Source organism: Mucilaginibacter ginsenosidivorax (assembly GCF_007971525.1).
Taxonomy (GTDB): domain Bacteria; phylum Bacteroidota; class Bacteroidia; order Sphingobacteriales; family Sphingobacteriaceae; genus Mucilaginibacter; species Mucilaginibacter ginsenosidivorax.
The window spans coordinates 5,053,114-5,065,982 of the sequence record NZ_CP042437.1 but is presented as its reverse complement, the minus strand read 5'-3'; the positions used below and the strand labels follow the sequence as shown (position 1 = coordinate 5,065,982).

The window sequence follows — 12,869 nt, the reverse complement described above, 5'->3', positions numbered from 1 at the left end:
GAAATTGCGAAGACTCACCCGACGAGGCTGCGCCCGCCACCCTCTCTTCGGCTTCGCCGGAAAGAGGGGCTTGAAGTGCTGAATCAATTTAGTATGCCGGGTTTGGCCCCCGTTCAAGCCCCTCTTTCCACCGCAGGTGAAGAGAGAGGGTGGCGGGCGCAGCCTGGCCGGGTGAGTCTTAGCCACCATCCCCTATACGATCACGCTCCCGCCCAGCCTGTAAAAAACTGCCGTCCTAAAAAAATCATGAATGCTGGTTTACCCCGGCAGCTGCAAAGGCTAAAAATGCCCGGCAGCCCGGCTTATGGTATTGTTTTTCAATTGGTTTATAATGGTAAGATGCTGTCAGCAGGGTGCAGCCCCCAAGCGGCGGGAAAGTTTTTTAAGTTTTGTATAAATTTTATCTTTCAACTAAATCGTTTAGCAACTATGCACGGGTGGAGTCTGAAGCCTTAAGTCCTGAAAAATCAGACTTCCGACTAAAGACTTCCGACTTAAACGCCTCTTTTTTGTCGCACCTGGCCCTCTCCGCTATGAACGACGTATTTTATTTTTGATATTTATTTAGCAAAACCAGTCATAAAAATCAACACTAAAACCAACCCCATGAGAACTGTAACTTTTGGCATGAATATCAGTATAGACGGCTGTTACGAACACACCAATTTTAATGGCGATGAAGAAATTCACCAATATTTTGCCGACTTGGCGCACGACGTAGACCTGGTGGTATACGGACGTAAGATGTACGATTTGATAGTTCCGTATTGGACCGAGGTGGCCGAAACCCAGTCGGGCACGGCAGCGGGCAATGCATTTGCGCAAACCGTTGTCGACGTTGATAAAATTGTTTTTTCGCGCACCCTTCAAAGGTTGGAAGACAATACACGCATTATGCGCGACAACCTGGAAGCCGAAATGCTAAAACTGAAACAGCAGCCCGGCAAAAAAATCTCCATCGCCGGCGTAAGCCTGCGTTCGCAACTCATGGCACTCGGCCTGATCGACGAAATTCATATTGTAATTCACCCGGTAATTATTGGCGAAGGAAAAAAGTTGATGGAAGATTTCCCGCTGCAGGAAAAGCTAAACTGGAAACTGGTAGATGCCAAGATTTTTAAATCGGGATGCGTGGGGTTGCATTATTTGAAGGGGTGATGAGGGGAATATTTGCAACAAAAATTTATCAATATGAAAACTAAACAAATCCTAAATAGTGATTTGCCTGCATAGGTACAACTATTAAAAGAACTGCCGAAAATCTTCCGGCAATATTCGCCTTACCGGAAAGAATACATTATGCAAGTGGTCAAAATCAGTATCTGTTGTAATTAACTGCAAGCCTAATAAAGCTGCCAACGAAGCGATCCATAGATCGTTTTTGCCCATATTTCTTGGGGTTTCAAACGAGTATTCCTTAAAATCCGGATTCAACCTTTGCGAATATGCGTCGATCTCTGCGTAAATATCGACGTAAGATTGACTAATCTCTACAATATTGATCCCATCTAAAAAACCATGCAGAATATCGGCACGTTTAGCACCCCAATTATTTTTAAGTGCTAATGATTTAATTTCGGCTTCAGATGCTACCGATATATACAAGCTTGAGTTATCAGGATTAATAAAATCTACAAAACTATCTGTGTTCCTCGTCCTCGAAATAAACAAAAGAATATTGGTATCCAGTAATAAATTCATTACTTATCGTTGGCTATTTGTTTTAATAAGCCCTCCCATTCTTCTTCAGTAAAAGGCTCTGGTTCAGCCGAATTCTTAAGCGCTTTCTTAAGTTCTTCGTTATTTTTGCCTGTTTTTATCCCAAAAGCGGTAGTTCCTCCGGCGGCAATAATTTCCTCAGGAGACACGCTTTTGTGAATCCGGGATGCGCCTTTACCTGTTAGGTTCGTTTTCATATTTGCCTCCTTTCTATTACCAAATATACACATATTTCAGCGTTAAAAAAGTGTGGACTTAGTTGTGATGAGAGTGTATAATTTCAATTTTCCGGCTAAAAAGTCCCGATACTCACAACCTGATACTTTTTGACTTTTGAATTTTAACTTTTAAAAATGGCGTTCCCTGCGGGCCGTGCTGTTCGTTCATACTACACAGGCCTTAGGCGCTGGGCCGGTATCCACTGCCATCACTAACGCGGGCTGTGGAGAGAGGTGGGACTTTGTGCTTTACTATAACGTCGTGATGGTATACGGGATCACGGGAATGGGCCTGCGGCAGCGGGGTAGACATCTTCCGGATTTTCATCGTCCATCGAATGTAATATTTAGCAAATCTGGCCCGCCTGAATAGGTGTCTGCGTGTTTAAGTTTAAACCTTCAAATTAAGTGAACTATAAGTTACAATTGCTTATTTTATCACCCGATAAACCGATAAGTCATTTGATTAATTACCGTTCCTAAAAGAATATATTATCTTTAGGTTTATATATCATTGTGAATGGAGATACTGTATTTCGAAGGCCTCAAAGAAGAAAAACCAGCGTTAGAATCGATTAAAAACTTTGTTCGCGAAAATGCTGACGGATTTATTCTGAGAATATATATTGAAGGCGCCCGGCAGTATTCAGATCTGGCCTATAACTGCGCGGAAGCTGCTTATCTGAGTCAGGAGTTCGCAGAGTTCGCTGAACGTATAGGTTATTCCACCAGTTCTGGTTTCACAGACCTTGGGTTAAAGCCCATCAACACCAGTGCACTGGCCCAAAAAATTCATTCCCTTGCAGAGCTTATGGGTAGCGACTATGATACAGATGAATGGTCTAACCATGTTGACCGCTTGGAAAATTTTCGGGAAAATCTGCATAAAATTCCAATTGCTTTTCCCGAACTCGCAAATGATTATCTGACGAACTATATTAACGGACAATACTATGAGATACAGGGAAACTTTGGAGATGAAGAGGAAGCCGACAGTAGCTTCTTTACCACCGAATTCAATGAATTTCCTGAACGGCAGTTTCAGTTTTGGGAAATGACCAAAGCAGGGCAGCAAGGGAAAACCTATGGCTCCCGTAATACTTGGATAATTTCTCCCAACGCAGATATTCAAAAAACGATAATTAATTTTTCGGAGAGTGACGAAATCAAATTTGAGCCAGCCGAGTTGTTTGTGATCAATAACATCAGTTACCTTATCAGCAGGGGGTTACTTATTCATTTTCCTTTTGACGAGCTGATCAGGGCCAGGGCATGCGTTTGTTCAGCCATTGAACGACCAAACCTGCTGGAGAAAAACAATTGGATAACATCGCTATTAACCTACGAACCACATCATAATCCTCTGTATCCGCCGCCGGAGACCGCAGACAACTCTTATTATGAATTGTTAAATCTCGATCCAGGCGGTGATAAACTTCCGACAATGTTCAGATCGAGGTCATCTCTGCAGTATTTTGTATCAAGTTTCGGCGATCAGGCATTGGTCATTGACAACGATTATCAGTATCTCATCTGGAATATCAGTAAGCCCAATCAGCAGGAACTGCTTTTGCTGAATAAAAAACTGAGTTCAATCTTTCTGGTCGCGACACGGCTCGCGGGCATTTCTGCGGATATTAAATGTCCTTGGAAGGACCTTGACGACGATGCCTTTGAAGAGCTGTGCATAGATATATTATCATGTAATCCGGGCTTTAACCAGGCAACTATGCGAAAAATGGGAAAATCGCGTTCCAGAGACGGTGGTCGTGATATAGAAATTTGGACACACCGCAGGTTCCAGTACGAACCTGAAAAGTTTATTTTTCAATGCAAGCTTCTAAAAAAGGGAACATCATTAACTGCGACAAAAGTACAGGACATTTCCGACACAGTAGATCAGTTCGGAGCACGCGGCTACGGCATCATGACCAACGTAGTAATAGATGCAACTTTATATGACAAACTTGACCGGCTTGCACTAAACAAGAGTATGAAAATAGAATCTTAAACCTGTTGGCGGTATTAATAAATTAATTAATCCTATAAAATTAAATATACTATAGGATTAGAATATTACAACCCTTTTATTAAATTTATCATAAAAAGTTATGACAGATTTTAAACTAACAGGCTTTGATTCATTTCCAAATGATGGATATGAGTCTTTAGAACGGCAAGTTATCGACAGGATAAAGTATGAGTTTCCTGAGATTAAAGAATTTTCAGTGAAATTTGATTCAGTACTAAGTAGGTTTAATGTTACTGGCCTTACTCAGGAACAGCTTAATAAAATTTTCCCTGAATAATTTTTAAAGATTATTATAATTTAGGTTCTTTGTTTGTGTACATATTGTTAATTCCGATTTCAAAGCAATTTTCTTTTCTATCAAAAGTTACATCAATACCCTCAACGCTTTCTTTGGTCATTACATTATATCTGATGCTTACTCGGTAATTTTTCGATTTTAAATAGTTCATTAAATCCGTTCCAAATTTTTGACTATTACAATTGATAAAAGGATTCAGCACTAAACTTTTACTTATAATATTTGAGTCTATTCGGAATTTTTCAATGTAATTAATAAAAAAGTCGCCGTAATCTTGGGTAAATTCTAAGGCTGTCCCGTAGTAGTTATCCCCAACATGACCACCATTATTTGTACCAGCATAATTTTTCGCTTGTATCGTTGGGGGAACTACAGCTTTAATAGCGGTATCATGATTAATCATTAATTTTTTAGGAACTGTCCTCTGGAGAGAAACTCTTGCTACACTACTTGTTTTTATAGTATTCTTAAATATTGTATCGGGTTTAGTCTTAACCGTTTTAACAATGGTATCAGGGTGTTCCTTTGGTATGTTATATTCCAATCCAAATACTTTAACATATTCACCCTTATTAATTTTCTTAACCGTCACAACTGTCATCACAGATAAAATCGTTAGTACAACAAATAAGGTAATTCCAGCCGCTATTTTAAACGCCTTATCTTTAAATTCTTCATTAAAATTAACATTACCCATCAAAATTTAGGTTTAAACTATTTATGGTAAAGATAATTATTATGAACACCAATTTAGATTTATACAACCTCTATTATAAAGTTAAAACCAAACAAATATTAGTATCATCATTAGATGGAAATCTCGTTGAGAAAATAAATCATTATGTTACAAATTATTTTACAATCATACAGGGATATACTCAAGAGCAATTAAGTTCTATGAGATTTATAGAACATTATCTTGTTTAAGAATTTGGGACATGGATGATAAATACACTTTTACAGTTTGCTGTATCATTGATATCAACAGAATCAAATTCTAAGTCTTGATAACCATAAGTTAAAAACTCCCGATAAACTTGTTCTGCATTATCAATTGAATTGAAGGTGCTGTAATACTGCTTGAATTTATACTGTCTTGTATATTTCCAATCAATGTATTTCTCAACTACATCTGTTACACCAACTGCATATTTATTGAAATCTTTATTGATTTTAATTTGACTGTGTACTGATTCGACAAAACTCTTAGCATCAAAATTCGGGGGAGTCGGAAATATTATTGCCATGATTGTGATTAGTTGATTTAGATTTATAATAATCCAAATCTATAAATTTTTTATTTCTTCCCATTATAATCTACCAGACTCCCTTCCGCATTAATATCCTCTATCATTTTTTCGATATACCTAACCGTTCTTTCTAATTCATACCCCATTGTTTCGTTATACACAATTTCTGCTGTATCGATATCATAACCTAATTTAAGTTCTTCTGGTACATCTGTACATATCCCTGCTCTTATTGCACTGATTATGGCGTAACTAATTTTTATGTTGAAACTGTCCATTATTATAAATTTTATAGAAATGAATATTTTATCTGACCTATTGGCCTTTTTGTAATGAATTTGTTCATATACTGTAGTGTTGTCATACCTGTAATCTTCGCCAAAATTCTCGTTCGAAATCCATAAAAGGATTTGGCGTAATTCCTTTGAATTAAAAACTGGTCGCATAGCTGTGAGAAAACGGTTTCCATCCGTTTCCTTACTTTGCGTAAAACATACAACATCGGTTTACCTTCTTTTTGATTATTTCGTAATGGTGTCTCCAAGCATATCTTATTATCTAACCATAGTTTGTCTTTGATGTCTTTTCCTATATATCCTCTATCACCAGCAATCAGGCAATTCTTCATATTGTTACTTACATCTTTTAAAAAATTTATATCATGTACTGATGCCTGAGATAAATCAAACATTTGAATCACCCCATAGGGTGAGCATACACCATGTAACTTATATCCAAAAAACCATTTGTTTTGAGAAGCGCAGTATCCTTTATCTGGAGCATAATAGGAATTACCATTTCCCATTTTATTGCGGTCTGCTCTCGAATATTTACATATCTCCAAGGGCATGGAGTCAAGGGCAAAAACCTCTTTGAGTTCATTAAGTTCATTTGCCATGACTTGTCTTATTTCATTTATCTGAAAGAAAAGACCTTTGCGCCTATCGTTATATTGCCGCCTACTTATCAAATGGGGAAGTCATCTTTATAGGTTGACCTTAATAAGTGGAATAGATAGTTTTCACTATCGAGACACATGCACTCGGCGGTGATGCTTAAAGTCATTACATCTAAATCTGTAAATTTTGGTTTAGGGCCGGGGCGTAAGAAGTTACCAGATGAAGAAAAGCTACCTGCTAAAAACTTTGAAAGAATAGCTTTTACTTTATTGAAGTTTGATTTAATATTATGCATAGGAATTGCTTGAGCATAGCCAAAAATTTCCATACATTTGATGCTGTAGGAAACATGGCTTAACCACCTGTTTTTTTATTAAAAGCCCCCTCGGTCGCCAAACTTGATGGGGCTTTTATTTTTACCAACAAATTAATTCTTAATGACAATCATCCTGATAGTCATTTATTCTCTTTTCGATTCGTATTTATTCAGACATAATCATAATGTGTTAAAAATCATGATTGCTGAACTATATATGAGAAAATATGTTTGATAAAATTGAAAATAACAGAATATTATTTCAATAATATGACAAATACAGATTTATAGTTTAAATAATCTATAAAATCAAAATATTATTCTTTAAATTCAAAAAGGAATTTGTTTTTAAGGCCTAAATTATAGGATTATCAGGTAGAAAATCCTTTGGACTACAGCTAAATATTTGAGCCAGTTTATTGATGTGAGTAATATTATATTTAGCTCTATGCTTCGGATTTTCTATCTGACCGATGAATGCATCAGATACATCTAATTTAATAGCAAGCACTGCTTGTGAGACATTATTTTTCAAACGTAACTCTTTAACCTTATTGATAATATAAAGGTCTAAATCGGTCTTTTTTACTTCTTGCATAGAATTGCAAGGACGTTTTAAAACGATTACATGATACTAATACAGGTATTGGTAAAGTGGTTTAAAGTTCGTAACTTTATGCTCACCTAAGCGATAATGTGGTTATGTTAGAAAATCAATTATTTTCTCTAAAAATTACACTCAATTCAATCCTATATGGATTTGTTCCTTTTTATTTAGTTGCGATTGGGGTATTATGGAAAACTGTATTTTATTATTATGAGTTAACGTCCTTTCTTCTCGTAGGATGTTTAATAGGAATATTTTTTTATGCCTACTTCCTTTTAAAATATTTTCTTACCCTAAAAACTTTAAAGAATTATTTGAAAGCACTGAAATCAAAAGAAGCCCAACAAGCTCTTACTTATGGGAGAATTTATTATTCTGTAAAACGTAAAGGATTGTTCGCTGCTGATGGCAGTGGATTAACTTCACAAGACGAAAACGCTATTCATAACGACATATCTGTCTACTTAAACATTTAAAATTTCCAAATATATCTGATGAAGCCAATTACTTCAATTATTCTATTTATTTTAACAATTATAGTTTTTGAATCTTGTAAATACCGTAAAGATTATAAGGCTTGTGATGAGCTTGCACGAACTATGAAAGATGTACATTTTAAAGATTTGGTGAAAGATTGGGGTGAACCTTACCAAAAAGAATATTATGGTCAAAATGATGAATGGTTGTGTAAATGGAGCGGAGTGGGTATAAATGGTACAGATGCAGTTATTCACTTCACAAATATTGATTATGGATTTGAAAATTCACCATTTACTGTTAGGGCAACAGAATGTACTCCTATCGCAGATGTAAGTCCAATTAAACCACTTAATCCTTCATCGAATGTTAATAATAAACCCGAGAATAATTCTCAACCTGTTGAAGTTCTAAAAACAGAAAATAAAGTGAAACCAGATACCATTGTTATAGATAAATTAGATGATTTACCCAATCCTTCTGAGGCAGTAAAAGGGGAAAAAACATATCGTGTCATGAATTCTACTGAAAAGGATATTTACGAGTGGTATGTTGAACATTATAAGGCCCAGTTAGCACATATGAAGTTTTACACATATCTTGATGATGCCGATATGGCTGCACAATCTCATATGATGACAAATGGAAACGATGTCATGTTATATTTCAATAAAGTGGATATGAGTGCAAATTGAAAAGAGAATAGTATTTCAATCTAAATAACTGTGAGTTATATTATTAAGTATGAAAAAATTACTTAATAACATCGGGGGTAAACTTATTTTTATAATTGATATCTTAGTATTTCCAATTAAAAAATTTATAAATCAAGTTATAACAAATCTTATGGATAAAAAGTTATCTGAATTATTGGTATTATTATCAAATATGGTTCATGAAAAAATTAGTGATGTCTCATTAAATGATGATAGTTTATCATTCAAATATAGAGGTGGTACATTCGTCATCTATAAAAATATACAATCAACTATAAACGATATTGGATACTTAAAAGTATATCACAAAACCCCGCTTTCACAGGATTTAAAAGAAGTGGAAGGTTTTTATATTTTAGCTGATAATTACGGACAAATAAGAATAACCAATTACATCACTTCTGTAAATGTAAATCCAATTTTACAAGCAGTAGTACAAGATGGAACAATTGCTGCTTACATTGATACTTTAGCGAATGTCTTCTGTAAACAATTTGATGCAAAAATGTTAAAGGATAATTTTAATATTACTCCTTACAGCTACTAATATATTTTCTGTTAATTCTTAAAATGCTTGATTGAACATCAAGCATTTTTATTTAAATGGATTTGTAAAAATACTTTATTGAATGAACTATATTTAATTTTATAGGATTAATTAATTTATTAATACCGCCAACAGGTAATCTTATTCTGTGTATAATCTTGAAAGGGCATTACTTCTTTTTCCTAATATCCGGAAAAAGTATTTTGGCTGACAAGGGCAAAATGCAGGTAACTTTACAGTTCTCTTGGCCCCCCTGCTACCGCAAGTATTTATTTGCGCTGCCGCAAGCCTCAAGGCTTGTGTGCCCACTGACTGGTAAACACCATGCTAAGTATACACCTCGCAAATCCCGGATGCTATCACATATCCTGCATTTTTATTTTAAGCGGGGCGAAAGAGCACTATAAAAAAATTGAGGTTAACAAGTTGTGTAGCTTATTGTCTTAAAGGCATGGCGTATACTTAGCATGCGGGCGCACAATCCCGGAGGCTTGCGGCAGCGGGCGGGAATGGTGTAGTATATTGATAAAGCTACCATTAAACTGGTTATTTTTTTAATGTGGTTTTACTTAAAAAAGTCAATTATTTTTTACAATTTCCGTATATTTCGTATACTGTCTGATGGTTCCGTATATCACCTTAATTTAGTTATTGACGACCTTATGAATAGCAGTGAAAGTTTGGGATCTATCAGAGAACCAAAAAACGTTGACCTAATAGTGGGGCCATCGGTTTTTACTGAGGCTACCAGGCAAACCATTGCTCAGGCTATTGCACGATATAAAAAAACAGGGCAAAAACCCGCTAGCGTACAAATAACTACACAAGGTTCGTCAAATGCAGCCATGCCTGCCGATGGTACAAAAATAGTAACCGCTAGGCCACAACGTGCATCAAAGAAAAGGGCTAAAATATAATTTCAGACCTGTACAATAGCTGGATAACGAAACGCTGATGCCGGCCGCAAGCAATTTTCCCGCAACCGCTATCGCAGGCCAGTTCTGTGCGCCAGCATACAAATCACGATGTTATTGTAAAGCACAAAGCTTTCGACGCCACCAAAACGCAGTAGTTAACGTATTTTCCCAGATGAAGGATTATCGCGTCGACGGATTTAGATATTAATCTTTGAATACTTATCGCAACATATTACTGCCAATTATTCACTTCTCAAACTTTTAACAGGGTTCATCATGGCAGCCTTGATCGACTGGAAGCTGATGGTCAATAGCGCAATAACGACAGCCATTACGCCGGATAAGGCAAACATCCACCAGCTTATTGCAATGCGATAAGCAAAATTTTGCAGCCACCGGTCCATCAAATACCAGGCAACGGGAGAAGCAACTACCAATGCCGCCAACACCAGCACAACGAAATCTTTGGAGAGCATCAGCGCAATGTTGGTTACACTTGCGCCAAGCACCTTCCTTATGCCGATCTCTGCCGTTCTTCTCTTGGTGGTGAATATGGTGAGTCCAAATAACCCAATGCAGGAAATAAAGATCACGATGAATGTTGCCGCATTAATCAGTTTTGCTGTCCGGTAGTCCTTTTCATACAAAAGCGCTATCGATTCATCAAAAAACCTCAAGTCAAACACCTCTCCCGGATACATCACTTTCCATGATCTTTCTATCTGTGCCAGGGTTACTTTCAGCGCGGCAGCCTGTTTGCCGCTCACTGTCAGCTTAATGGCAATATCCTGCTGCATCTTTGGAATATTCACAATACAAACCGGTTTGATGGTTTCGTGGAAAGACTTTTCATGAAAGTCGGCAACTACTCCCACAATAGGATAAGGTTTGTTTTGATAAAGCAACATTTTGCCGATAGCTTCCCGTGGTTCATGAAGCCCAAGCAGGTGCAAAAACGTTTCGTTGATCACATATTCCTTCAGGCTGTCCGCTGGCAAAAGGTTTCGTCCGGCCAGCAACTTCATGCCGTATAGAGACAAATAATGTTCATCCCCTGACAATTCAGGGATGCGTGTCTCCGTTCCGTTTACCCCATTCAATTTCAGCGCAATGTTGCCATCCCTGCCGTCCATAGGAGTATATTGCTCACCGGAAACCATGCTAACACCCGGAATTTGTTTCAATTGCTGCGCCAATACGCTGATTTGTTTTGCCGGAGCCTTTCGGCTGGTTGGCAGGATGACAATGGCATCGGTATTGAAACCCATTGCTTTGCCACGGGTATAGCTTAATTGCTGATGGACCACCAGGCTGCCGACAATAAAAACCAGCGATAGGGTGAACTGGAAAACAATCAGTCCTTTTCTCAGCCACCAATGCCCGTCACCAGGGATTGAGGTGCCTCTTAAACTCAAGGCCGGGGCGTGTGACGATAAGCTCCTTGCCGGGTACAGGCCTGCAAATAAGCAAGTGATCAGGGTTATACACAATATGAAAAGCAGGGCATTGGTTTCTACCAACCTGAAGGTAACACTCTGGGGAATAAATGCCTTAAATACAGCAAGCACCGGGTTAACCAATAACAAAGCAAGGATCAGGGCGAAAAAAGTTACCAGGAATGTTTCTACCAGGAACTGCAGCATAATACCGGCCTTACTGCTTCCCATAATTTTCCTGACCCCCATTTCCCGGGTGCGCTGAATGGATTGGGCTGTTGCCAGGTTAACAAAGTTGACCAGGGCCAGCAGCAGGATAAATACAGCGGTACCGATCATTCCGTATACAATGGGAAGGTCGGCGGTACGGATCGGATTTTCTACAACGTCTGCATCAAAATGCACTTTGGTAATGGCTTCCAACCACAGTTTAAGTTTAATATCCGGATTTTTGGGTGCGTAGGCTTTAACGATGGCGGCAAAACCGGCATTTACTTTGTCGGGGCTTGTACCAGGAGCCAATTTAACAAAGGCTTGGGTAGACATATGGTTCCAGTCATCTGCAAAAGCCTTTTTCAGGAAACTATTTTGGACGGTGTTATAAGAAATAAACTCGGTAAAGGCGAAGTCGGTATTTTTCTTCCAGTCTTCGACAATTCCCGAAATCTGGACATGGAGCGAATCGTCATAGACAATTTCCCTGCCAAGCAGGCTTCCCGGATTAACATTACCGAAATATTTTTGTGCCCGGCTCAGGGTAAGCACAACTTTATAAGGCTGGTTCAAAGCGGTCTCCTGGCTTCCGGCAAGCCAGCGGTAACTAAATATCTTGAAATATTGCGGCTCTGCTACTATTGTGCCCGGATAGTACGCGCCATCGATTGAACTATCAAACTTTTTGACCGGCTTATTGCCATCAGGCACACTTATCCTGGCATAATACATGCCTACTGCTGAAATAGCCTCAACGCCGGGAAGTTCGCGACGGGTAGCGGCCACCGACGAATACGGCACTTTACTCATGACATCCTGATCACCGGCCGCAAAATGAACGGTGGTCATTACGCGAAAGATGCGATCCTTATCGGGATGGAAGGTATCAAAACTGAGTTCATAACTGGAGATCAGGTAAATGGTTACGCAGGCACATATTCCTAAAGCCAGTCCAAGTACGTTGATGAAAGTATAGGTTTTGTTGCGCCAAAGGATACGCCAGGCTGTCTTAAAATAGTTCTTAATCATTTGAATAGGCTATAAATGAATGACTTAACAATAAATTCGACAAAAAGAATCAATAAATACAATGCCAAATGTTATTTTTTTGATTATCAGCCATTTACAAGAATTCTGCTTTTGAAGCTGTATCGAAAACGAACGGCAAGCGTCCGCTTTTATGGCGGGCATAACCGGTCCGGAAATAGCTATACAATTGTTCTT

At 38.0% G+C, this 12,869-nt stretch carries 14 protein-coding genes and 1 pseudogene; 7 read left to right on the top strand and 8 right to left on the bottom strand.

Features of this window, described 5'->3' with window-relative positions; genetic code table 11:
- Nucleotides 1-606 precede the first annotated feature (606 nt).
- Nucleotides 607-1,158, top strand: a complete 552-nt coding sequence (locus FSB76_RS21335) for a dihydrofolate reductase family protein (RefSeq protein WP_147056922.1) — start codon at nt 607-609, stop codon at nt 1,156-1,158.
- Nucleotides 1,159-1,242: 84 nt separating this feature from the next.
- Here the strand turns inward: FSB76_RS21335 and FSB76_RS21330 are convergent, their stop codons facing one another.
- A complete protein-coding gene (locus tag FSB76_RS21330; protein WP_147056920.1) occupies nt 1,243-1,701 on the bottom strand; it encodes a type II toxin-antitoxin system VapC family toxin in 459 nt (152 codons plus the stop codon).
- Nucleotides 1,701-1,916, bottom strand: coding sequence for a hypothetical protein (locus FSB76_RS21325; RefSeq protein WP_147056918.1), 216 nt, complete (start codon nt 1,914-1,916; stop codon nt 1,701-1,703). The genes FSB76_RS21330 and FSB76_RS21325 overlap by 1 nt, the downstream gene beginning before the upstream one ends.
- 541 nt (nt 1,917-2,457) lie before the next feature.
- Between FSB76_RS21325 and FSB76_RS21320 the strand changes: the two genes are divergently transcribed.
- On the top strand, nt 2,458-3,948 hold the full coding sequence (locus FSB76_RS21320) for a hypothetical protein (RefSeq protein WP_147056916.1): 1,491 nt from the start codon (nt 2,458-2,460) through the stop codon (nt 3,946-3,948).
- A gap of 100 nt (nt 3,949-4,048) precedes the next feature.
- Nucleotides 4,049-4,246, top strand: a complete 198-nt coding sequence (locus FSB76_RS21315) for a hypothetical protein (RefSeq protein WP_147056914.1) — start codon at nt 4,049-4,051, stop codon at nt 4,244-4,246.
- Nucleotides 4,247-4,259: 13 nt separating this feature from the next.
- On the opposite strand, the gene FSB76_RS21310 is transcribed toward FSB76_RS21315, so the two are convergent.
- The 5 genes and pseudogenes from FSB76_RS21310 to FSB76_RS21290 all read right to left on the bottom strand — a co-directional run bounded on the left by FSB76_RS21310 (nt 4,260) and on the right by FSB76_RS21290 (nt 7,330).
- Nucleotides 4,260-4,964: a hypothetical protein gene (locus tag FSB76_RS21310; protein WP_147056912.1), complete on the bottom strand. Its 705-nt coding sequence runs from the start codon at nt 4,962-4,964 to the stop codon at nt 4,260-4,262.
- A gap of 226 nt (nt 4,965-5,190) precedes the next feature.
- On the bottom strand, nt 5,191-5,514 hold the full coding sequence (locus FSB76_RS21305; protein ID WP_147056910.1) for a hypothetical protein: 324 nt from the start codon (nt 5,512-5,514) through the stop codon (nt 5,191-5,193).
- A 50-nt stretch (nt 5,515-5,564) separates the two neighbouring features.
- On the bottom strand, nt 5,565-5,795 hold the full coding sequence (locus FSB76_RS21300; RefSeq protein WP_147056908.1) for a hypothetical protein: 231 nt from the start codon (nt 5,793-5,795) through the stop codon (nt 5,565-5,567).
- 11 nt (nt 5,796-5,806) lie between these two features.
- Nucleotides 5,807-6,711 (bottom strand): annotated as a pseudogene (locus FSB76_RS21295) (IS982 family transposase).
- 376 nt (nt 6,712-7,087) lie between these two features.
- Nucleotides 7,088-7,330, bottom strand: a complete 243-nt coding sequence (locus FSB76_RS21290) for a helix-turn-helix domain-containing protein (protein ID WP_147056906.1) — start codon at nt 7,328-7,330, stop codon at nt 7,088-7,090.
- A gap of 104 nt (nt 7,331-7,434) precedes the next feature.
- Between FSB76_RS21290 and FSB76_RS21285 the strand changes: the two genes are divergently transcribed.
- The 4 genes from FSB76_RS21285 (at nt 7,435) to FSB76_RS21270 (ending at nt 9,996) form a co-directional block, all read left to right on the top strand.
- The gene (locus FSB76_RS21285) at nt 7,435-7,815 is read left to right on the top strand and encodes a hypothetical protein (protein WP_147056904.1); all 381 of its coding nucleotides are present in this window, start codon (nt 7,435-7,437) and stop codon (nt 7,813-7,815) included.
- A gap of 18 nt (nt 7,816-7,833) precedes the next feature.
- Complete coding sequence (locus FSB76_RS21280; RefSeq protein ID WP_147056902.1) at nt 7,834-8,511, top strand: hypothetical protein; 678 nt, start codon at nt 7,834-7,836, stop codon at nt 8,509-8,511.
- A 49-nt stretch (nt 8,512-8,560) separates the two neighbouring features.
- On the top strand, nt 8,561-9,079 hold the full coding sequence (locus FSB76_RS21275; RefSeq protein ID WP_147056900.1) for a hypothetical protein: 519 nt from the start codon (nt 8,561-8,563) through the stop codon (nt 9,077-9,079).
- Between the two features lie 662 nt (nt 9,080-9,741).
- Nucleotides 9,742-9,996, top strand: coding sequence for a hypothetical protein (locus tag FSB76_RS21270; RefSeq protein WP_147056898.1), 255 nt, complete (start codon nt 9,742-9,744; stop codon nt 9,994-9,996).
- A 242-nt stretch (nt 9,997-10,238) separates the two neighbouring features.
- On the opposite strand, the gene FSB76_RS21265 is transcribed toward FSB76_RS21270, so the two are convergent.
- On the bottom strand, nt 10,239-12,674 hold the full coding sequence (locus tag FSB76_RS21265) for an ABC transporter permease (RefSeq protein ID WP_147056896.1): 2,436 nt from the start codon (nt 12,672-12,674) through the stop codon (nt 10,239-10,241).
- Between the last annotated feature and the right edge of the window lie 195 nt (nt 12,675-12,869).